This is a genomic window from Aeromicrobium jepli, assembly GCF_047246605.1.
Taxonomy (GTDB): domain Bacteria; phylum Actinomycetota; class Actinomycetes; order Propionibacteriales; family Nocardioidaceae; genus Aeromicrobium.
This window is the reverse complement of record NZ_JBFOKO010000001.1, coordinates 666,782-685,483: the sequence shown is the minus strand read 5'-3', so window position 1 is coordinate 685,483 and position 18,702 is coordinate 666,782. Positions and strand designations below refer to the sequence as shown.

Sequence of the window (18,702 nt, the reverse complement as noted above, 5' to 3'; positions counted from 1 at the left end):
GCCCGGCCGGTAGCCTCGGACTCGTGACCAGCCAGCCGACCCGGATCTTCGTGTCCCGCCTCGTCGGCCAGGCCGTGTTCGATCCCGTCGGCGACCAGGTGGGCAAGCTGCGCGACATCGTCGTGGCCGTCCGCAGCGCCACGCAGCGCCCGCGCGTCCTCGGCCTCGTCGTCGAGGTGCTCGGCCGGCGACGGGTGTTCCTGCCGATGACGCGCGTGACGTCGCTGGACTCGGGCCAGATCATCACGACGGGCGTGCTGAACCTGCGGCGGTTCCAGCAGCGCGCCACCGAGACCCTCGCCGTGCACGAGCTGTTCGACCGCCAGGTCACGCTCGCCGACGGCACCCCGGCCGCGCTCTACGACCTCGCGATCGAGCAGGACCCGCGCCGCGACTGGTACGTGTCCACGGTCGCCGTCGCCGAGCCGCACAAGCGCTTCGGCCGCCGCGGCACGAGCCACGTGGTCGAGTGGGACGAGGTCCGCGGCCTGGCCAACGAGTCGGCCGCCCAGGGCGCCACGCACCTGCTCGCGATGATGGACGAGATGCGCCCGGCCGACATCGCCAACGCGCTGCGGGACCTGCCGCCCAAGCGGCGCATGGAGATCGTGCGCGAGTTCGGCGACGAGCGGCTCGCCGACGTGCTCGAGGAGATGCCCGAGAAGCTGCAGGCCGAGGTGCTCGGCATCCTCGACCCCAGCCGCGGCGCCGACGTCCTCGGCGAGATGGACCCCGACGACGCCGCCGACCTGCTCGGCGGGCTGCCCGCCCAGACGGCCGAGGAGCTGCTGGGCCTCATGCAGCCCGACGACGCCGAGGACGTGCGTCGCCTGCTCTCCTACGAGGAGCGCACGGCCGGCGGCATGATGACCACCGAGCCCGTCGTCGTGGCGCCGGACGCCACGATCGCCGACGCGCTCGCCCTCGTGCGCGAGCCCGAGCTCAGCGCAGCGCTCGCGTCGATGGTCTACGTGTGCCGCGCGCCGCTCGAGACGCCGACCGGGCGGTTCCTGGGCGTCGCGCACTTCCAGGCGCTGCTGCGCGAGCCGCCGTCCACGCTCGTGAGCCAGGTCGTCGACAACGACATCGACTGGCCGCGGCCCGAGGCGACGCTGGCCGAGGTCGCCGGCCTGCTGGCCGCCTACAACCTCGTGGCCGTGCCCGTCGTCGACGACAACCAGCACCTGCTGGGCGTCGTGACGATCGACGACGTGCTGGACCACCTGCTGCCGCAGGGATGGCGTGAGAATGGCTGACCGCGAACGCCTCGACCAGCCCCGCGACCTGCGCCGGGGCCTGCGCAGCAACCTCGCCGCCCGCCGCGAGGCCGATCCCGAGCGCTTCGGCCGCTTCGCCGAGTCGGCCGCGCGCTTCCTCGGCACCGCGCGGTTCATCGCGTGGATGACGATCTTCATCCTGGTGTGGATCGTGTGGAACGTGCCGTACGGCCCGGACCGCCCGCGCTGGGACGATTACCCGTTCATCTTCCTCACGCTGATCCTGTCGCTGCAGGCGTCGTACGCGGCCCCGCTCATCCTGCTGGCGCAGAACCGCCAGGAGGCGCGCGACCGCATCGCCGCCGAGCAGGACCGGGACGCCGCCGCCCGCTCGCACGCGGACATGGAGTTCCTCGCCCGCGAGGTCGCCAGCCTGCGCATCGGCCTGGGCGAGGTCGCCACGCGCGACTTCCTGCGCGGCGAGCTGCGCTCGTTCCTGGCCGAGCTCGAGAAGGACGACGAGCCCGCCGAGCAGGACTGAGCCCGTCCGGGGGTTGACGCGGCGCCGGGCCGCTCGCTATGGCCCCGTAGACTTCCCGACATGGCTGATGTCACCACCGAGCAGATCACCGAGGCGCTCTCGACCGTCAACGATCCCGAGATCAAGCGCCCCATCACCGAGCTGGGGATGGTCGACGGTGTCACGATCGGCGAGACCGAGATCGTGGTGCGCCTGCTGCTCACCGTCGCGGGCTGCCCGCTCAAGGACACGCTCACGCGCGACGTGACCAACGCCGTCGCCAAGGTCGCCCCCGCGCACACCGTGCGCGTCGACATGGGCGTCATGACCGACGAGCAGCGCAAGGCCATGCAGGAGCAGCTGCGCGGCGGCCGCGCCGAGCGCGAGATCCCGTTCGCCCAGCCCGGCTCGCTGACCAAGGTCTACGCGATCGCCTCGGGCAAGGGCGGCGTCGGCAAGTCGTCGGTGACGGTCAACCTCGCCGTCGCGATGGCCAAGCGCGGCCTCAAGGTCGGCGTCGTGGACGCCGACATCTACGGCCACTCGATCCCCGACATGCTCGGCGTGGGCGACCAGCGCCCCACCCAGGTCGAGGACATGATCATGCCCGTCCCGACGGACATCGCCGGCACCACGCTCAAGGTCATGAGCATCGGCATGCTCAAGCCGCGCAAGGACCAGGTCGTCGCGTGGCGCGGCCCGATGCTCGACCGCGCGCTCGTGCAGATGCTGGCCGACGTCTACTGGGGCGACCTCGACGCCCTCTTCCTCGACCTGCCCCCGGGCACCGGCGACATGGCGATCAGCCTGGGCCAGCACCTGCCCAACGCCGAGGTCGTCGTCGTGACCACGCCGCAGCAGGCCGCCGCCCAGGTCGCCGAGCGCGCCGGCACGATGGCCTCGATGATGCACCAGCGCGTCGTCGGCGTCGTCGAGAACATGTCGTACCTGCAGCTGCCCTCGGGCGAGCGCATGGAGGTCTTCGGCTCCGGCGGCGCGGCGCAGGTCGCCTCGGCCCTGAGCGCCCGCCTGGGCTACGACATCAGCGTGCTCGGCCAGGTGCCGCTCGAGGAGCGGCTGCGCGAGGGCGGCGACGCCGGCGCCCCGATCGTGATCTCCGATCCCGACGCCGAGAGCGCCAAGATCCTGCAGCAGGTCGCCGACGGCCTGAGCGGCCGCACCCGCGGCCTCGCGGGCATGCAGCTCGGACTCGCGCCCGCCGGCCGACTGTAGGATCGCGCCCGTGGGCCTGGGCTGGATGGAGATCGGGGCGATCCTGGTCGTCGCGATGCTGCTGTTCGGTCCCGACCGGCTCCCCGGACTGGCACGTCAGGCGGCACAGTTCGTCAAGGTCGTGCGCCAGATGGCCGACAGTGCCAAGGCCGAGCTCCGCGACGAGCTGGGCGAGGAGTTCAAGGACGTCAACCTGCGCGACCTCGACCCGCGCACGGCCGTGCGCGACGTGATGTTCTCCGCGCCGCCTCCCCCGGCCCCGGCCGTCCCGCGCCAGCGGGCCCTGCGGCCGGGCGAGGTCCCGCCGTTCGACACCGAGGCGACCTGAGGCACGGACGAGCCCGGCGCGACACTCCCATCACACGGCCGCGCCGGACCCGTCCACGCCTCAGGCTCCCAGTGCCCCCAGCACGCGCGTGCGTCCCGCGCGCGGCTCTCGGTGCGCCAGCTCGCGGCGCAGCATCGCGCGGCCGCGGTGGACGCGGCTGCGCACGGTGTTCAGCTTGACGCCCAGCACGTGGGCGATCTCGGCGTGCGCCAGCTGCTCGACGTCGGACAGGACGACCGCCACGCGGAAGTGGCTCGGCAGCGTCGCCAGCGCCGCCTCGATGTCGGGGTCGAAGCCGGCGTCGTGGACGTGATCCGCGGGCAGCGCGCCGCGGTCGACGAGGCGGTCCTCCTGCGCGGTCGTGAGCGCCGCCGTCGGCTGGCGCTTGGCACGACGGGCGCGGTCGAGGAACAGGTTCGTGGTGATCCGGTGGATCCAGCCGGCCAGGTTGTGCGCCTCGTACCGGTCGAGGGACGTGAAGACGCGCTCGAAGACGTCCTGCGTGAGGTCCTCGGCATCCTGGTGGTTGCCCGTCAGCCGGTACGCCAGGCGATGGACCTGCGCCGCGTGGCGGGCATAGACCTCGACCTGCTCGTGCGTGGTGGCCGTGTCGGGCATGCCTCGATCCTCACGGGCCAACCTGAGAGCAGCCGAAGAACGCCCTGACGGTTGGCGAAGTCCACCGACGCGCACCGCGAGTCAGGGCGCTGCGCGCGGCCCGCCGTCGATAGGCTGGGACCACCCGCCGAACGAATGCGAGGGAGCATGACCACCCAAGCCAGCCTGGCCTACGTCGAGCAGTTCCAGTCCGAGGACGACCACCTGCGCACCGCGCGCCAGCACGCCGAGACCGTCGGCGTCGTCCCCGTCCTGCCCGGGGCCAGGGCCGCGCTCACCTTCCTGGCCGGCGCCGCCGGCGCCAAGAGCATCGCCGAGATCGGCACGGGCACCGGCGTCTCCGGTCTCGCCCTGCTGCGCGGCATGCTGCCCGACGGCGTGCTCACCTCGGTGGACCTGGAGGCCGAGAACCAGCGCCTCGCGCGCGAGGTGTTCCGGGACGCGGGCATCCCGCCCACGCGCTTCCGCCTCATCACCGGCTCCGCGCTCGACGTGCTGCCGCGACTCAACGACGGCGGCTACGACCTGGTGTTCTGCGACGGCGACAAGGTCGAGTACGGCGAGTACCTCGACGAGGCGCTGCGGCTCACGCGCGCCGGCGGCTTCGTGGTCTTCGACAACGCCCTGTGGCACGACCGGGTCGCGGACCCGTCGCAGCGCGATCCCGAGACCGTCGCGATCCGCGAGCTGCTCGAGCGGGTGCGCGCCGACGAGGACCTGTCCTCGCTGCTGCTGCCCCTCGGCGACGGACTGCTGGTCCTGCAGAAGGCCCACTGACGCACGACGGCCCGGGCCGTGGGGCCCGGGCCGGTGTCAGCTCTCGAAGCGTGCGGCGGAGCGGAACCCCGCGGGACCGCGCACGACGGCCACGACCTCGAACGGCTCGATCGCGGGCGTCGTCCCGGTCATCGTGCTGCCGGGGACGCCGTCGGCGCGGGTCTCGAAGTCGGTCTGGAACGCGGCACGCGCCTCGTCGCTGACGAAGACGTACGTGCCCTCGAACCACTCCCCCTCGCGGGCGCGCCAGGTCTTGAAGCGCAGCCCACTGAGCCCCGCGAACTTCGCGTGGGACTCGTGCTCGACGTAGTCGCGCAGACGGTCGAGCGTGCCGGCCGGTGCGTCGGTCAGGGACCAACGCACCGAGAGGCCGTACAACTCAGACAGCCTTCAGCTGGTCGCCCAGCGTGGCGGCCTCTTCGTTGTTGAGCTCGACCACCAGACGTCCGCCGCCCTCGAGTGGAACACGCATGACGATGCAGCGTCCCTCCTTGGTGACCTCCATCGGTCCGTCGCCGGTCCGAGGCTTCATGGCGGCCATCTGTACCCCTCTCGTTCCGTTCCCGCGGTCACGGGCCCGACGTTCATTATCGCTCATCGTGACGACGGATTCACGAGAAGGGGTCGGAAAGCGCCTCAGGCAGAGCGCAGTCCCGAGCCGTCGGCCTGCTCGCCGGACTCGGCCGAGGCCGTCGGGCTGACGATGCGCGGGTCGATCTCGGGGCGCATGCCGAGCATCGCGACGAGCTCCTGCTCGGTGGCCAGGCGCTCCTCGAGCTCGTCGATCTGGGCGCTGCCGGCGGCCAGGTCGGCGCGCAGGCGGGCGATCTCGGCCTCGCTGGCGCGCAGGCGCTCGCCGACGGCGCGACGGAAGGACGCGTCGACGTCGAGGTGCTCGCGCTCGCGCTGGGCGATCGTGCGGGCGTCGCGCACGCGGTCGCGCGCGAACCTCTGGCGGACGTCGCGGATCTCCTCGGACATCAGGACCGTCGAGGTGATGCCGGAGGACAGGGCCACGCAGGCGGCCATGATGAGGGCCGGCACCGTCTGCATCGCCACACCGGCGACGACGACGACGGCGGCCAGAGCGAGCACGATCACTGCGGACGTCACGCGCAGCGAGCGGGGAAGTGTGCGGCTGGACATGCGGCCAAGACTAGGCATCCCGGCGCGTGTGGGAACGGCGGCACGCCGAGGCCCGGGACAAGTTTCAGGCCACACCTGAGGCTTGCCGCTCGACGAGCCGCCTCGCGGGGTCCTCACTACGGTGGTCGGCGTGCCTGCCGCCTCCCTGCGCCGTGTCCTGGCCGCCGTCCTCCTGCCCGCCGCGCTGCTGGCGGCCTGCGCCGACCCCACCGACGAGAACCGCACCGCGGAACGGCAGTACCTGGCGATCGGCGACTCGTACAGCGCGGGATTCCGGCCCGCGATCGACGGCGAGGAGCAGACCAACACGACCGACGGCTTCGCCTGGCGCGTCGCCGAGCGGACGGGCCTGAGCCTGGTCAACGTCAGCTGCTCGGGCATCACGAGCGTCGACTTCGTCTCGGGCGATCCGTGCGACGAGGAGCTGCGGGCCCCCGAGGCCGACTCGCTGGCTCCGGTGAAGGGCTCCGAGCTGGCCGTCGCCCTGGACCACCTCGACCGGCACGCGCAGGACGTCGAGCTGGTGACCGTGGTCCTGGGCGTCAACGACCTGCGTCCGTGCGAGCTCGACGCGCGCTGGCGACGGTGCGTCACGCGGATCATGCCCCGCGTCACCGCCGCGCTCGACCACCTGCTGGCCGAGCTCCGCTCCCGGCTCGGCCCGGACGTGCCGATCGTCGGGCTGACGTACCCCGACGTCTGGCTCGGCGCGCCGGTCCTGCGACCGGAGTCGCCCCAGGCGCTCGTGACGGCGCGGTCCTCGGTCGCGATGTTCCGGACCGTCGTGAACCCGGCCCTGCGAGCCACGTACGAGGCCCACGGCGCCCGGTTCGTGGACGTGACCCGGGCGTTCGGCGCCTACCTGCCGGCGGACCGAACGGCGGAGTCGGCGACCTTCGGCACCGTGGCGGCTCGGGCCGCGCGCATCTGCGACGAGACGTACTACTGCGCGATCGGCGATCCGCACCCGACGCCCGACGGCCACCGGGCGATCGGCGACCTCGTGGTGGAGTCCCTGCGCGGGACGCTCACTCGGCGCGGCTGAGCCAGCTCCGCAGCCGCGCGTGGACGCGGTGCAGGTGCTCGACCGGCACCTGCTCGTCGGCCTTGTGCGCGAACGACGGGTCCCCCGGGCCGTAGTTCACGGCGGGCACGCCCAGCACGGTGAACTTCGAGACGTCGGTCCAGCCGAACTTCGGGCCCACCTCTCCCCCGACGGCCTCGACGAACGCGGCGGCCGCCGGACGGCCCAGGCCGGGAAGGGCGCCCGGTGCGGAGTCCGTGACGGTCAGCTCGAAGCCGTCGAAGACGTCGCGCAGGTGCGCGAGCGCGGCCTCCTCGTCGCGGTCGGGCGCGAAGCGGTAGTTCACCGTGAGAACGGCCTCGTCGGGGATGACGTTGCCGCTCACGCCGCCGCGGACGCCGACGGCGTTGAGGCCCTCGCGGTACGTCAGTCCGTCGATGTCGGCCGTGCGCGGCTCGTAGGACGCGAGGGTGGCCAGCGCCGGCGCGAGGTCGTGGATCGCGTTGTGGCCCATCCACGAGCGCGCGGAGTGCGCGCGCTCGCCCGTGGTCCGGATCTCGACGCGCATCGTGCCCTGGCAGCCGGCCTCGACACCGGCGTTCGACGGCTCCATGAGGATCGCGAAGTCGCCGGCCAGCCAGTCCGGGTGCTCGCGCGCGATGCGGCCGAGGCCGTTGTGGACCGCCGCGATCTCCTCGGCCTCGTAGAAGACCCACGTGACGTCGCGGACGGGCTCGGCCAGCTCGGCGGCGAGCGACAGGGCGATCGCGACGCCGCCCTTCATGTCGCACGTGCCCAGGCCCCACAGCGTGTCGCCCTCGAGGCGGGACGGCAGGTTGCCGTTCTCGGGAACGGTGTCGAGGTGGCCGGCGATGACGACGCGCTCGTCGCGTCCCAGGCTCGTGCGGGCGACGATCGTGTGCCCGTCGCGGACGACCTCGAGGTGGTCGTACGCGCGCAGGGCCGCCTCGACGGCGTCCGCCAGCTCGGCCTCCTCGAGGCTCTCGGACGGGACGTCCACGACGGCGCGGGTCAGGGTGACGATGTCGGCGGTCAGGTCGAGGCTCACCCGGCTCATCCTAGGTGGACCCGGCGCGGGTCCCCGGGTCTCACGGGTGCGCGGTGCGCGTGGACGCATGGAGGGCCGCCACGCTCAGCAGCTCGCGCGCCGGCGCGGCCAGGCGCTGCCCACGCCCCCACACGGCCGAGAGCGGCCTGCGCAGGTCCAGCTCGGACGCGACCTCGACGAGCTGGCCCGTCTCGACGTGGTGGCGCACCGCCAGCCCCGAGATCACGGTCGGGCCGGCGCCCGAGAGCGCGGCGCCGATGACCGCCGTCGTCGAGCTCGCCTCGATCGCGACGCGCGGGATGCTCCGCAGCGCCCGCTCGAACGTCGACCGCGTGCCGCTGCCCGGCTCGCGCAGGACGTACTCGGCCGCGCGCAGCTGCTCCAGTGGGACGGGATACGCGCGACGGGCCCACGGGTGGTGGGGCGCCACGACGATGACGAGCCGGTCGTGCCCGATGACCCGGTGCTCGAGGTCCTGCGGGGCGTACGTCGTCTCGATGAACCCCACCGAGGCGGCTCCCGACCGGACGGCGCCCAGCACCGCGTCGCTGTTGACGACGAGCAGGTGGGGCCGGACCTCGGGCAGTCGGACGCGCAGCTCGCCGAGCCAGCGCGGCAGGACGAACTCCGCGATCGTGAGGCTCGCGGCGATGTCCAGGTCACTGCCGCGCTCGGCCGAGAGCGCCGCGATCCCGGTCTCGAAGCTCTCGAGCTCGGCCGCGACGCGGCGCGCCCACGCGACGACCGCCTGCCCGTCCTCGGTCAGGACCGTGCCGCGGGGCGACCTCACCGCGACGGCCAGCTGCCACCGGGCCTCGAACTCGCGCAGGCGCGCGCTCGCCGCCGGCTGCGAGATCCCGAGGCGGTCGGCGGCGGCGGACAGGCTCCGCAGGTCGTCGAGCGCGACGAGGAGCTCGATCGTCGTGACGTCCACCCTGGCCATAACCACAGATTATGAGGTGCCCCGGTTCCGGCGTCTACCGCGGCCCGTCCCGCGCCGGAACGCTGGAGGCATGCTCGGACCCGCTCCCCCGTCCACCCGCTCGCGCGCGTGGGACGCCGCGACGTCGTTGCTGCCGCTGGCCGCGGGCGCGGCTCTCGCGATCGCCCTCTCGTGGGTGCTGCCGTGGGTGAGCCCACTCATGTGGGGCATCGTCCTGGGCTCGGTCGTCGCCAACGTCGCCCCGGACCGCGACCGGCGACGCACCGCGGACGCGGCCCGGCTGGCGCTGCGCCTGGGCATCGTCGGACTGGGGCTGCAGCTCTCGCTCTCCGACGTCGCCGCCGTCGGGCCTCGAGGCCTGCTGGTCATCGCCACGACGGTCGTGGCGACGTGGTCGCTCACGCACGCCGCCGGTCGCCGCTGGGGGCTGGAGCCCCGGCTCGTCACGCTCATCGCCGCCGGCTTCTCGATCTGCGGGGCCGCGGCGATCGCCGCCGTGCAGGACGCGGTCCGCGCCCGCGAGCGCGACGTCGCCACCGCCCTGGCGCTCGTGACCCTCTTCGGGACCGCCCTGGTCGTCGCGATCCCCGCGGCCACGCACGCGCTCGGGCTGACGGCCGAACAGGGGGCCGTGTGGGCGGGCGCCAGCATCCACGAAGTGGGCCAGGTGGTCGCGGCCGCGACGATCCTCGGCGCCGCCGTCGTGCCCACGGCCAGCGTCGTCAAGCTGGGACGCGTCGTCCTGCTGGCCCCCGCCTACGCCCGCGCGGCCCGCACGCACCGCGACCCCGCCGGTCGATCCGTCGCGCTCGTCCCGTGGTTCATCGTCGGCTTCGTCGTGGCGTGCCTCGTGCGGGCGACCGGCGTGCTCCCGGCCGGCACGCTCGACGGGGCACGGCACACCACGACGTTCCTGCTGGCCGTCGGGATGTTCGGCCTCGGCCTGGACCTGCGACTGGCCCACCTGGCGCGCATCCCGGTCCGTGCGGTCGGCCTGGCCGCCTTCGCCACGGCCGTGGCCGTGACGGTCTCGGGGGTGCAGGTCGCGCTGCTGTGACCGGGGGTCAGTGACCGGCGGGGACGACGCAGAACTCGTTGCCCTCCGGGTCGGCCATGACCGTCCAGGTGCGGTCACCGCCCGGCGGCAGGAGGACGCTGGCGCCGCGGTCGACGAGGTCGTCGACCGTCGTGTCGCCCAGCAGGACGACGTCCCAGTGGACGCGGTTCTTGACCGTCTTGGGCTCCGGGACGGGGACGAAGTCGAACGACTCGGTCGGGGCACCGGGGATGTCGTCGACCCACGAGTACTCGTCGTCCGTGCCGAGCGTGGCGCCGAAGACCTCGGCCCACCACGTGGCGATCGCCCGGTGGTCGACCGAGTCCACGACGACGTCCTTGAGGCCGTCCGGGCGGTCGCTCTCGGTGAACACGCAGAGCTCGTGGCCCTCGGGATCTCGATACGTGGTCCAGCTGAACCGCCCCGGCTCGGTGACCCGCTCGAGGTCGTCGAACGGGCTCGGGTCGTGGGCGACGAGGTCGAGGTGGACGCGGTTCTTGGTCGTCTTGGGCGGCGCGGACGCCAGCAGGATCGTCTGCTGCGGGCGCTGGCCGGCCAGGACGGCGCCGTCCTGCGTCTCACGGACGTGCAGGTGCAGCCAACGACCCCAGCGCTGCGCCGCGGCACCGGGGTCCTCGACGTCGATGACCAGGTTCTTGAACGCCACGAGTGCCATGGCGCCAGCCTAGGTTCAGGCGGACAGCATGTCAGCCACGACCGGCGCGATCGCGCGCAGCGCGCGGCCGCGGTGGCTGATGGCGTCCTTCTCCTCGCGCGACAGCTCGGCGGTGGAGACGTCGTACCCGTCGGCCGCGAACAGCGGGTCGTAGCCGAAGCCGCCCTCGCCACGCTCGGCACGCAGGACGCGGCCGGGCATCTCACCGACCTCGACGACCTCGGTGCCGTCGGGCATGACGAGCGCCATCGCGCAGCGGAACGTGGCCCCACGCCGCTCGTCCGGGACGTCGGCCAGCTGCGCGAGGAGCAGGCGGTTGTTCGCGGCGTCGCCGCCTTGGTCCTTGGGCACGCCCGACCAGCGCGCGGACAGCACGCCCGGCATGCCGTTGAGCGCGTCGACGCAGATGCCGGAGTCGTCCGCCAGCGCCGGCAGGCCCGTGACCCGCGCGGCGGTGCGCGCCTTGATGAGGGCGTTGCCCTCGAACGTCGGCTCGGTCTCGGCGGGCTCGTCGTACGGCTCGACGTCGGCCAGGCCCAGCACCTCGACCCCGGGGACGAGCGGCTCGAGGATGCGGCGCAGCTCGTCGAGCTTCTTGGCGTTGCCGGACGCCAGCACGATGCGGGTCACGACGCGAGCGCCTCCTGCTGCAGGCGCGTCAGGTCGCCGCAGCCCTGCGCCGCGAGATCGAGCAGGACGTCGAGCTCGGCGCGGTCGAAGGCGGCGCCCTCGGCGGTGCCCTGGACCTCGATGAACTTCCCGGAGCCGGTCATCACGACGTTCATGTCGGTCTCGGCGCGGACGTCCTCGACGTACGGCAGGTCCAGCATCGGCGTGCCGTCGATGATGCCGACGCTGACGGCGGCGATCGAGTCGGTGATCGGGTCGCCCTTCGCGGCGCCCTGCGACTTCAGGTGGTTCACGGCGTCGACGAGCGCGACGTAGGCGCCCGTGATCGCGGCCGTGCGGGTGCCGCCGTCGGCCTGCAGCACGTCGCAGTCGATCGCGATCGTGTTCTCGCCCAGCGCGGACAGGTCGACCGCGGCGCGCAGCGAGCGGCCGATCAGCCGGCTGATCTCGTGCGTGCGGCCGCCGATCCTGCCCTTGACCGACTCGCGTGAGGAGCGGTCGTGCGTGGCCTGCGGCAGCATCGCGTACTCGGCGGTGAGCCAGCCCAGGCCCGAGCCCTTGCGCCAGCGCGGCACGCCCTCGGTGGCGGCCACGGCGCACAGCACGCGGGTCTTGCCGAACTCCACCAGGCACGAGCCGGCGGCGTGGTCGAGCCAGCCCCGGGTGAACGTGATGGGTCGCAGCTGATCGGGGGTCCTGCCGTCTTCTCGGGTCACGTGCCCACGGTATAGCGGGGCGCAGTTTCCCCGGTTAAGTGGGTTTCCTGTCACTGAACGTGGGTTGCGAACCACGTTCAGTGACAGTTTCCCCACTTAACCGGGGAATCGGTCAGCGCCCGCCGGGCTGGACCTGGCCGTTCACCGTGAGGGTGTACGGCGCGTACTGCTGGACCATCTCGGTCGAGTCGTCGAAGCTCACGATCGCGACGACCTGCTTGGCCGGCAGCAGCTTCAGGCGCGTGACCTTGTCGAGCGTGATGGACGACTTGCCGTTCCACGCGACCTGCGCGACGTACGGCACCTTGCCCGGGCGGATGCCGACGAGCTTGACGTGCCAGTTCTCGACCGGCGTCGGGCGGATCTGCGTCGGCGACTTGAAGGCGCCGAGGTTCGAGCCGTCGCTGACGAGCGTGCCGCCGACCTTGACGTCGTCGATCTTGAGGCCGCCCTCGTTCACTCCGCCGTCCGAGATGTAGCGGAACGCCAGCAGGACGTCCTGGCCGGCGTAGGCCGAGAGGTCGAACGAGTGCGGCTCGAAGCCGTCCGTGGTGCCGGCCAGCGCCGGACCCTGCGGACCTTCGACCGTCCTGTCGCCCGCGACCGACGTGTAGGTCGCGCCACCGTCGGTGGACACCTGCACGTAGCCGTAGTCGTAGCCCTCCTCGGCGCCGTACTTGGCCTCGAGCGTGAGCGTCGGGTCGCCCGCCGGGACGCTGACCGGCGTGACCGCCGCGACGTCGAGGCTGTTGGCGTTGCCCGAGAACAGCACGGCGTCGCCGGGGCTGTCCGGATCGTCCGTGACGGACGTCCACCTCAGCGGCTGCGTGGGCAGCGTCGTGTCGCCCTTGAAGGACAGGCTGCGCAGGTCCGAGCCCTTGACGGCCTTGCCCTTCACGGTCAGCGGGACGTAGTCCGCCCCGTTGGGCGCGGCGCCCGGCGTGGCGTACGCGGCCGGGTTGGCCAGGTTCACCGCGGAGCGCAGGCTCGGCGTGGTCACGGTCGAGCGCGAGGCGCCCAGCAGGAGCGCCTTGCGGGCGTCGCCGACGGTCCGGTCCAGCAGCGTCATCGACTGGAAGTCGTGGAACACCTTGCGGAACGTGGTGCCCTCGGCCTCGAGCTGCTTCTCGATGCCCGCGATGCCCTGGTCGGCGCCGTCACGGTGCAGCGCCGAGATGAAGTCCTGGCCGAACCGGTCGAACAGGTACAGCATCAGCTGGTACGCGTGGCCGTAGTCGGCCAGCACGCCCGACGAGTTGCTGCCCTCGTCCCAGAGGTTGAACGAGTTCTCGGGGCCGCCGCAGTCGCGCGGGTTCGTGTTCGCCTCGGTCTTGACCGTGCCGAAGCCCTGGAAGCAGTAGAGGTGGCTGTCGCTGCCCTTCTCCTCCACCGTCTTGGTGCCGTCGACGTAGCCGACGAGCGTCTGCGCGAAGTCCGACAGGCCCTCGTTGACGGCGATGGACTCGTTCGCGTCGGTGTAGTACTGCAGCAGGTGCTGGTACTCGTGCGCGAACGTGCCCTCGTACAGGCGCGGGCGCGCCGGGCGCGACGTGCAGTTGTCGTCGGTCGGCTCGTCGGCGGGGTCGGCACCCGTGCGGTGCGCCCAGTCGAACGCGTCGATCGTCATGACGTTGCGGTCCATGTACTCGTTGAACACCGACCAGAAGAAGCCCGCGATGTACGTGGGGTTCTCGGCGAAGTCGTAGAAGTTGTCGTCGCGCACGTTGTCGACGAGCGTGACGATCTTGTCGCCGTCGCCGGTGAAGTCGAGGCCGTCGAGCAGCGCGCCGGAGCCGTCGCGGTCGGGCGGGGTGCTGAACGCCTCGGACTCCTTCGGGTAGATGTTGGTGTCGAACTCCTTGACGAGGTCGGCCACCTGCGCGTCCGTCACGACCGCGGCGTCGTCCCCGCGGCAGTCGCCCTCGGGGAACGCGATGTCGTTCGCGACCCACACCTCGATGTGGTCGCCCACGCCGCGCAGCGTGTACTCCTTGCCGTAGATCTCGCCGGCGACGTCGTCGAGCGCGAGCAGGTCGCGCACCGTGCCGACGGCCGGAGTCCCCGCGGCGGGCGCGGCGCTGCGACGCATCGACTTTTTCGCCCGGTACTGCAGCGAGGTGTCGACCTTCTTCCCCTTGAACGTGACGTCCTTGAGGTCCTCGGACGGGTGGAACGGCCGCGGATCGGCGACGCCCGTGGGCTTCGGCGCGGCGGTGGCGGTGGTGCCCAGTGTCGGCACCGTCAGCGCCGAGGCCGCGAGCGCGGCGGCCAGGGCGAGTGATTTCCCAGCGATCTTCACGATCTGCCTCTCTCGGCGCCTGTCCCCCCGGACCACACGTGCACCTTCATGCGCAGGTGTTCGGCACCGTGAGCCATGTAACTCCCCCTGTACCGAGTCCGACAATCCCCTGCCGAGTTACAACTCGACTACGTCGCCGGGCTGGACGAGCCGGTAGGCGCCCGCGTAGGAGGTCCGCAGGTCGGCCTCGACCTCGTCCCGATCGGTCCACGGCGGGATGTGCGTGAGCAGGAGGTGGTCGATCTGCGCGTCGGTGGCGAGCCGGCCCGCGTCGGCCCCGGTCAGGTGCAGGTCCGGCGGATTCTCGGCGGACTCGACGAACGAGGCCTCGCACAGGAGCAGGTCGGCGCCACGGGCGAACTCGACCAGGCCCGCGTCCGGACCCGTGTCGCCGGAGTACACCAGGACGCTGCCGTCGTGCTCGATGCGCGTCGCGTACGCCTCGACCGGGTGCGGCGTGCGGTACGTGCGCATCGTGAACGGTCCGATCTTCGTCTCGAAGCCGTCCGAGAGGGCGTGGAACTCGAACGGCAGCGTCATGCCGTTCGGCGCCGTGGTGCCGTACGCGTCCGAGAGTCGCCAGTCGGCGCCGGCGGGCGCGTAGACCGGCAGCCGCGGCGGCCGGCCCTGCGGGTGGTACTTGCGCACGACGTAGAGACCGCTCATGTCGAAGCAGTGGTCCGGGTGCAGGTGCGAGAGGTTGATCGCGTCGATGTCGCGCAGGTCGATGTAGTCCTGCAGCGGCCCCAGCGCCCCCGAGCCCAGGTCGAGCAGCAGCCGGAAGGTGCGTCCCTCGAACGGCGCCTCGACCAGGTAGCAGCTGGCGGCGGAGTCGGGTCCGGGGAACGAGCCGGAGCAGCCGACGATCGTGAGCCTCACACCGTCACCCACGCGAACTGGTCGACCGACTCGACCTCGGGGCCGAGGAAGCGGCGGCCGAGCGCGGCGAACTCCTCGGGGCGGCCCGTGGTGAGGAAGCGGTGCGACGGCGCGGGCAGCGACGGGTCCCGCTCCAGGCCGTGCGAGGCGAGGAGGCGGTAGACGTCCTTCGCGGTCTCCTCGGCGCTGGACACGAGGGTCACGGAGTCGCCCATGACGTACGCCAGCACGCCCGTGAGCAGCGGATAGTGGGTGCAGCCCAGCACGAGCGTGTCGACGCCCGCGCGCTTGAGCGGCGCGAGGTACTCCTCGGCGACGGCGAGCAGCTCGGGACCGCCCGTCACGCCGGCCTCGACGAACTCGACGAAGCGCGGGCACGTCTCGGTGTGCAGGTCGATGCCGGGGTTGGCGGCGAACGCGTCGTCGTAGGCGCGCGACGTGGCGGTGGCGACGGTGCAGATGACGCCGACGCGGCCGTTGCGCGTGGCGTTCACGGCGCGGCGGGTGGCCGGCAGGATGACCTCGACGACCGGCACGTCGTACCGCTCGCGCGCGTCGCGCAGCACGGCGGCGCTGGCCGAGTTGCAGGCGATGACGAGCGCCTTGACGCCCTGCGCGACGAGGTGGTCGAGGCACTCGAGGGCGTACTCGCGCACCTCGGAGATCGGCTTGGGCCCGTACGGCTGCCGGGCCGTGTCGCCCAGGTAGACGATCGGCTCGTGCGGCAACTGGTCCAGCACGGCCCGCGCCACGGTGAGACCACCGAAGCCCGAGTCGAAGATGCCGATGGGTGCGTCGCTCACACGTCAGAGGGTAGACAGGTCGGACGGACAAAGCGCAGTCAACCCGGTGTTACGTCCGTCCCTCCCGCGTCGCGCGTGGCGAGAGTCACGGCCTCGGGACGCCCACGCCGCGACCCGCGGCGAACCCTCCCCCGGAACCGTCCCGACTCGGGCAGGATGGGCGCATGAGTGACGTACCTCACTTCGGCAGCGACTTCGTGTGGGGCGTCTCGACCGCCTCCTACCAGATCGAGGGGGCGGTGAACGAGGACGGACGCGGGCGATCGATCTGGGACGAGTTCAGCCACATCCCCGGCCGGACCCTGAACGGCGACACCGGGGACGTCGCGTGCGACCACTACCACCGGTACCGCGAGGACGTCGCCCTCATGGCCGACCTCGGCGTCGACGCGTACCGCTTCTCCATCGCGTGGCCGCGGATCATGCCGGACGCGGTCACCGTCGAGCCGCGCGGCCTGGACTTCTACGACCGCCTCGTCGACACGCTGCTCGAGCACGGCATCGAGCCGAGCGCCACGCTCTTCCACTGGGACTCCCCCGTCGTGCTGGAGGCCGACGGCGGCTGGGAGAACCGCGACGTCGTCGAGCGGTTCGCCGAGTACGCGCACGTCGTCGGCGAGCGACTCGCCGACCGCGTCGCGCGCTGGTTCACGCTCAACGAGACGGTCGTGTTCACGCTCCTCGGCCACGGCAACGGCATCCACGCGCCCGGCAAGCAGCTGGGCTTCGGCGCCCTGCAGGTCGCGTGGCACCAGCTGCTCGCGCACGGCAAGGCCGTGCAGGCGCTGCGCGCGGCGGGCGCTCACCGGGTCGGCCCGGCGAACAACCACGCGCAGATCCGCCCCATCGACGACACGCAGGAGTCCCACGACGCGGCCGCCCTGTTCGACCTCGTCTACAACCGGGCGTTCCTCGACCCGATCCTGCTCGGCACGTGGCCGCTCGCCGGCATCGTCGACCCGGTCGCGCAGGACGGCGACCTCGCGACGATCGCCCAGCCCATCGACTTCCTCGGCGTGAACTCCTACAACCCGCAGTACGTCGCCGCTGCCGCCCCGGGCTCGCAGATCCCGTTCGAGATGGTGACCCCCGAGGGCCTGACGTACAACGACTTCGGCTGGCCGATCATCCCGGAGGGCTTCACGCAGATGCTCGTCGGCCTGCGCGAGACCTACGGCGACGCCCTGCCCCCGATCGTCATCACCGAGAACGGCGGCGCGTTCAACGAGGTTCCCGGCGCCGACGGGCGCGTGCGCGACCAGCGGCGCATCGACTACACGGCCGCGCACCTGCGGGCCCTGCACGACGCGATCGAGGCCGGCGTCGACGTGCGCGGCTACTTCCACTGGTCGTTCATGGACAACTTCGAGTGGGCCGAGGGCTACTCGCAGCGGTTCGGCCTGACGTACGTGGACTACGCGACGCAGCAGCGGATCCCGAAGGACTCGTTCCACTGGTACCGCGAGCTCATCACGGCGCAGAAGGGCGAGCGGTGACCTCAGGCACCGAGCGGCTGGCGCCCGTCCGGCTGCCGTGGCTGCTCTCGGTCGGACTGGTCAACCTCGGCACGTACGTCGCCTTCTTCGGACCGCTCGCGGTGCTGCTGCCGCAGCAGACCGAGGCGCTCGTGGGCGACGGGAAGGAGACGGCCCTCGCGGTCGTGACCGGCGTCGGCGCGGCGATCTCGATGGTGGCGAACCCCCTGTTCGGGGCGCTCTCGGACCGGACCCGCAGCCGCCTCGGCCGCCGGGTCCCGTGGATCACGGGCGGCTCGCTGGTCGGCGCCCTCGGCCTGACGATCCTGTCCGGCGCGACGGCGTTCTGGCAGGTCGTCGTGGGCTGGTGCCTGGTGCAGGCGTCGGTCAACGCCTCGCTCGCCGCCATCACGGCCACGCTGCCGGATCGGGTGCCGGTCCCGCAGCGCGCGTGGGCGGGCGGACTCGTCGGGCTCGGCCAGACCCTGGGCATCCTCGTCGGCGCGGGCCTGGCGATCGCGTTCGGCGGCACGCGCGGGGGCTACCTCGCGTGCGCGGCGTTCCTGCTGCTCAGCGCGCTGCCGTACCTGCTGCGCAGCGCGGACGCGCCGGTCCGCGACCGTCCCGTGTTCTCGCTCGGCGCGTTCGCGCGGTCGTTCTGGGTCTCGCCGACGCGGTATCCGGACTTCGCGTGGGCGTGGCTCACGCGGTTCGTGGTCAACCTCGGCAACGGCATCGCGACGCTCTACCTGCTGTACTTCCTGTCCGAGGCGGTCGGCGTGGACGATCCCGAGGGCGGCGTGTTCGTGGTGATCGCCCTGAACTCGGTGGTGGTCGCGGTCTCGGCCGTGGTCGCGGGCCGCTGGTCCGACCGAGTGGAGCGCCGAAAGGTGTTCGTGGTCTGGGCCGGGGTCGTCATGGCGGCCGCGGCCCTGCTGCTGGCGTTCTGGCAGACCTGGACCGGCGTGCTCGTGGCGGCCGTCGTGCTGGGCATCGGCTTCGGCGCGTTCCTCGCGGTCGACCTCGCGATCGTGACCGAGGTGCTGCCCGACGAGGCCGGGTTCGCGAAGGACCTCGGCGTCATCAACATCGCGAACGCGCTGCCGCAGGTCATCGCGCCCGTGATCGCGGCACCGATCGTGACGCAGCTGGGCGGCTACACGACGCTGTACGTCACGGCGGCCGTCGTGGGGCTCGTCGGCGCCGTCGCGGTCGTGCGCATCCGCGGCGTCCGCTGACCGCCGCGTGCTGCCCCCTGCCCGACTTTCGGAACGGGATCCACGCCCGCTCTC

At 72.4% G+C, this 18,702-nt stretch carries 21 protein-coding genes; 9 read left to right on the top strand and 12 right to left on the bottom strand.

Annotated features, from left to right (window positions below):
- Window positions 1–23 precede the first annotated feature (23 nt).
- Genes AB3M81_RS03360 through AB3M81_RS03345 form a run of 4 tightly spaced genes read left to right on the top strand, consistent with a single transcriptional unit; the run spans window position 24 to window position 3,298 of the window.
- On the top strand, window positions 24–1,256 hold the full coding sequence (locus AB3M81_RS03360) for a magnesium transporter MgtE N-terminal domain-containing protein (RefSeq protein WP_412902484.1): 1,233 nt from the start codon (window positions 24–26) through the stop codon (window positions 1,254–1,256).
- Complete coding sequence (locus tag AB3M81_RS03355; protein ID WP_412902483.1) at window positions 1,249–1,758, top strand: DUF1003 domain-containing protein; 510 nt, start codon at window positions 1,249–1,251, stop codon at window positions 1,756–1,758. Before AB3M81_RS03360 ends, AB3M81_RS03355 begins: the two co-directional genes overlap by 8 nt.
- Window positions 1,759–1,818: 60 nt before the next feature.
- Complete coding sequence (locus AB3M81_RS03350; protein WP_412902482.1) at window positions 1,819–2,970, top strand: Mrp/NBP35 family ATP-binding protein; 1,152 nt, start codon at window positions 1,819–1,821, stop codon at window positions 2,968–2,970.
- A gap of 10 nt (window positions 2,971–2,980) precedes the next feature.
- Window positions 2,981–3,298 carry a sec-independent translocase gene (locus tag AB3M81_RS03345; protein ID WP_412902481.1) on the top strand — a complete coding sequence of 106 codons (318 nt, stop codon included), beginning with the start codon at window positions 2,981–2,983 and terminating at the stop codon, window positions 3,296–3,298.
- 60 nt (window positions 3,299–3,358) lie between these two features.
- Here AB3M81_RS03345 and AB3M81_RS03340 read toward each other — a convergent pair whose 3' ends face one another.
- Window positions 3,359–3,916 carry a sigma-70 family RNA polymerase sigma factor gene (locus AB3M81_RS03340; RefSeq protein WP_412902480.1) on the bottom strand — a complete coding sequence of 186 codons (558 nt, stop codon included), beginning with the start codon at window positions 3,914–3,916 and terminating at the stop codon, window positions 3,359–3,361.
- Between the two features lie 147 nt (window positions 3,917–4,063).
- On the opposite strand from AB3M81_RS03340, the gene AB3M81_RS03335 reads away from it, so the two are divergent.
- Window positions 4,064–4,693, top strand: a complete 630-nt coding sequence (locus tag AB3M81_RS03335; protein ID WP_412902479.1) for an O-methyltransferase — start codon at window positions 4,064–4,066, stop codon at window positions 4,691–4,693.
- 36 nt (window positions 4,694–4,729) lie between these two features.
- Here the strand turns inward: AB3M81_RS03335 and AB3M81_RS03330 are convergent, their stop codons facing one another.
- The 3 genes from AB3M81_RS03330 to AB3M81_RS03320 form a co-directional block, all read right to left on the bottom strand.
- Window positions 4,730–5,056: a hypothetical protein gene (locus tag AB3M81_RS03330; RefSeq protein WP_412902478.1), complete on the bottom strand. Its 327-nt coding sequence runs from the start codon at window positions 5,054–5,056 to the stop codon at window positions 4,730–4,732.
- Between the two features lie 16 nt (window positions 5,057–5,072).
- Complete coding sequence (locus AB3M81_RS03325) at window positions 5,073–5,234, bottom strand: DUF3117 domain-containing protein (RefSeq protein WP_082530405.1); 162 nt, start codon at window positions 5,232–5,234, stop codon at window positions 5,073–5,075.
- Between the two features lie 95 nt (window positions 5,235–5,329).
- Window positions 5,330–5,839 carry a hypothetical protein gene (locus AB3M81_RS03320; protein ID WP_412902477.1) on the bottom strand — a complete coding sequence of 170 codons (510 nt, stop codon included), beginning with the start codon at window positions 5,837–5,839 and terminating at the stop codon, window positions 5,330–5,332.
- A gap of 130 nt (window positions 5,840–5,969) precedes the next feature.
- On the opposite strand from AB3M81_RS03320, the gene AB3M81_RS03315 reads away from it, so the two are divergent.
- Window positions 5,970–6,884, top strand: coding sequence for an SGNH/GDSL hydrolase family protein (locus AB3M81_RS03315; RefSeq protein WP_412902476.1), 915 nt, complete (start codon window positions 5,970–5,972; stop codon window positions 6,882–6,884).
- Here AB3M81_RS03315 and dapE read toward each other — a convergent pair.
- Window positions 6,868–7,941: a succinyl-diaminopimelate desuccinylase gene (gene dapE / locus AB3M81_RS03310; protein ID WP_412902475.1), complete on the bottom strand. Its 1,074-nt coding sequence runs from the start codon at window positions 7,939–7,941 to the stop codon at window positions 6,868–6,870. The two genes, AB3M81_RS03315 and dapE, sit on opposite strands and share 17 nt — an antisense overlap.
- 31 nt (window positions 7,942–7,972) lie before the next feature.
- Window positions 7,973–8,875: a LysR family transcriptional regulator gene (locus tag AB3M81_RS03305; RefSeq protein ID WP_412902474.1), complete on the bottom strand. Its 903-nt coding sequence runs from the start codon at window positions 8,873–8,875 to the stop codon at window positions 7,973–7,975.
- A 70-nt stretch (window positions 8,876–8,945) separates the two neighbouring features.
- Between AB3M81_RS03305 and AB3M81_RS03300 the strand changes: the two genes are divergently transcribed.
- A complete protein-coding gene (locus AB3M81_RS03300; protein WP_412902473.1) occupies window positions 8,946–9,932 on the top strand; it encodes a YeiH family protein in 987 nt (328 codons plus the stop codon).
- 7 nt (window positions 9,933–9,939) lie between these two features.
- On the opposite strand, the gene AB3M81_RS03295 is transcribed toward AB3M81_RS03300, so the two are convergent.
- From AB3M81_RS03295 to murI, 6 genes are all read right to left on the bottom strand, one after another.
- Entirely contained in the window at window positions 9,940–10,608 is a 669-nt protein-coding gene (locus AB3M81_RS03295; RefSeq protein WP_412902472.1) for a VOC family protein, read from the bottom strand.
- Window positions 10,609–10,623: 15 nt separating this feature from the next.
- The gene (gene rdgB / locus AB3M81_RS03290; RefSeq protein WP_412902471.1) at window positions 10,624–11,238 is read right to left on the bottom strand and encodes an RdgB/HAM1 family non-canonical purine NTP pyrophosphatase; all 615 of its coding nucleotides are present in this window, start codon (window positions 11,236–11,238) and stop codon (window positions 10,624–10,626) included.
- Window positions 11,235–11,954: a ribonuclease PH gene (gene rph, locus AB3M81_RS03285; RefSeq protein ID WP_412902470.1), complete on the bottom strand. Its 720-nt coding sequence runs from the start codon at window positions 11,952–11,954 to the stop codon at window positions 11,235–11,237. The genes rdgB and rph overlap by 4 nt, the downstream gene beginning before the upstream one ends.
- Before the next feature lie 112 nt (window positions 11,955–12,066).
- A complete protein-coding gene (locus AB3M81_RS03280; protein ID WP_412902469.1) occupies window positions 12,067–14,253 on the bottom strand; it encodes a choice-of-anchor J domain-containing protein in 2,187 nt (728 codons plus the stop codon).
- 117 nt (window positions 14,254–14,370) lie between these two features.
- Window positions 14,371–15,132, bottom strand: coding sequence for an MBL fold metallo-hydrolase (locus AB3M81_RS03275; RefSeq protein ID WP_412902468.1), 762 nt, complete (start codon window positions 15,130–15,132; stop codon window positions 14,371–14,373).
- Window positions 15,129–15,935: a glutamate racemase gene (murI, locus tag AB3M81_RS03270; RefSeq protein WP_412902467.1), complete on the bottom strand. Its 807-nt coding sequence runs from the start codon at window positions 15,933–15,935 to the stop codon at window positions 15,129–15,131. Before murI ends, AB3M81_RS03275 begins: the two co-directional genes overlap by 4 nt.
- A 164-nt stretch (window positions 15,936–16,099) precedes the next feature.
- On the opposite strand from murI, the gene AB3M81_RS03265 reads away from it, so the two are divergent.
- Entirely contained in the window at window positions 16,100–17,431 is a 1,332-nt protein-coding gene (locus AB3M81_RS03265; protein WP_412902466.1) for a GH1 family beta-glucosidase, read from the top strand.
- Window positions 17,428–18,648 carry an MFS transporter gene (locus AB3M81_RS03260; RefSeq protein WP_412902465.1) on the top strand — a complete coding sequence of 407 codons (1,221 nt, stop codon included), beginning with the start codon at window positions 17,428–17,430 and terminating at the stop codon, window positions 18,646–18,648. Before AB3M81_RS03265 ends, AB3M81_RS03260 begins: the two co-directional genes overlap by 4 nt.
- The last annotated feature ends 54 nt before the right edge of the window (window positions 18,649–18,702 follow it).

What these genes read in the sequence shown, in the direction of transcription:
- AB3M81_RS03355 (WP_412902483.1), top strand. Translation starts at nt 1,249, where the DNA reads ATGGCTGACCGCGAACGCCTCGACCAGCCCCGCGACCTGCGCCGGGGC.
- AB3M81_RS03350 (WP_412902482.1), top strand. Translation starts at nt 1,819, where the DNA reads ATGGCTGATGTCACCACCGAGCAGATCACCGAGGCGCTCTCGACCGTC.
- AB3M81_RS03340 (WP_412902480.1), bottom strand. Translation starts at nt 3,916, where the DNA reads ATGCCCGACACGGCCACCACGCACGAGCAGGTCGAGGTCTATGCCCGC.
- AB3M81_RS03335 (WP_412902479.1), top strand. Translation starts at nt 4,064, where the DNA reads ATGACCACCCAAGCCAGCCTGGCCTACGTCGAGCAGTTCCAGTCCGAG.
- AB3M81_RS03325 (WP_082530405.1), bottom strand. Translation starts at nt 5,234, where the DNA reads ATGGCCGCCATGAAGCCTCGGACCGGCGACGGACCGATGGAGGTCACC.
- AB3M81_RS03320 (WP_412902477.1), bottom strand. Translation starts at nt 5,839, where the DNA reads ATGTCCAGCCGCACACTTCCCCGCTCGCTGCGCGTGACGTCCGCAGTG.
- dapE (WP_412902475.1), bottom strand. Translation starts at nt 7,941, where the DNA reads ATGAGCCGGGTGAGCCTCGACCTGACCGCCGACATCGTCACCCTGACC.
- AB3M81_RS03305 (WP_412902474.1), bottom strand. Translation starts at nt 8,875, where the DNA reads ATGGCCAGGGTGGACGTCACGACGATCGAGCTCCTCGTCGCGCTCGAC.
- AB3M81_RS03300 (WP_412902473.1), top strand. Translation starts at nt 8,946, where the DNA reads ATGCTCGGACCCGCTCCCCCGTCCACCCGCTCGCGCGCGTGGGACGCC.
- AB3M81_RS03295 (WP_412902472.1), bottom strand. Translation starts at nt 10,608, where the DNA reads ATGGCACTCGTGGCGTTCAAGAACCTGGTCATCGACGTCGAGGACCCC.
- AB3M81_RS03265 (WP_412902466.1), top strand. Translation starts at nt 16,100, where the DNA reads ATGAGTGACGTACCTCACTTCGGCAGCGACTTCGTGTGGGGCGTCTCG.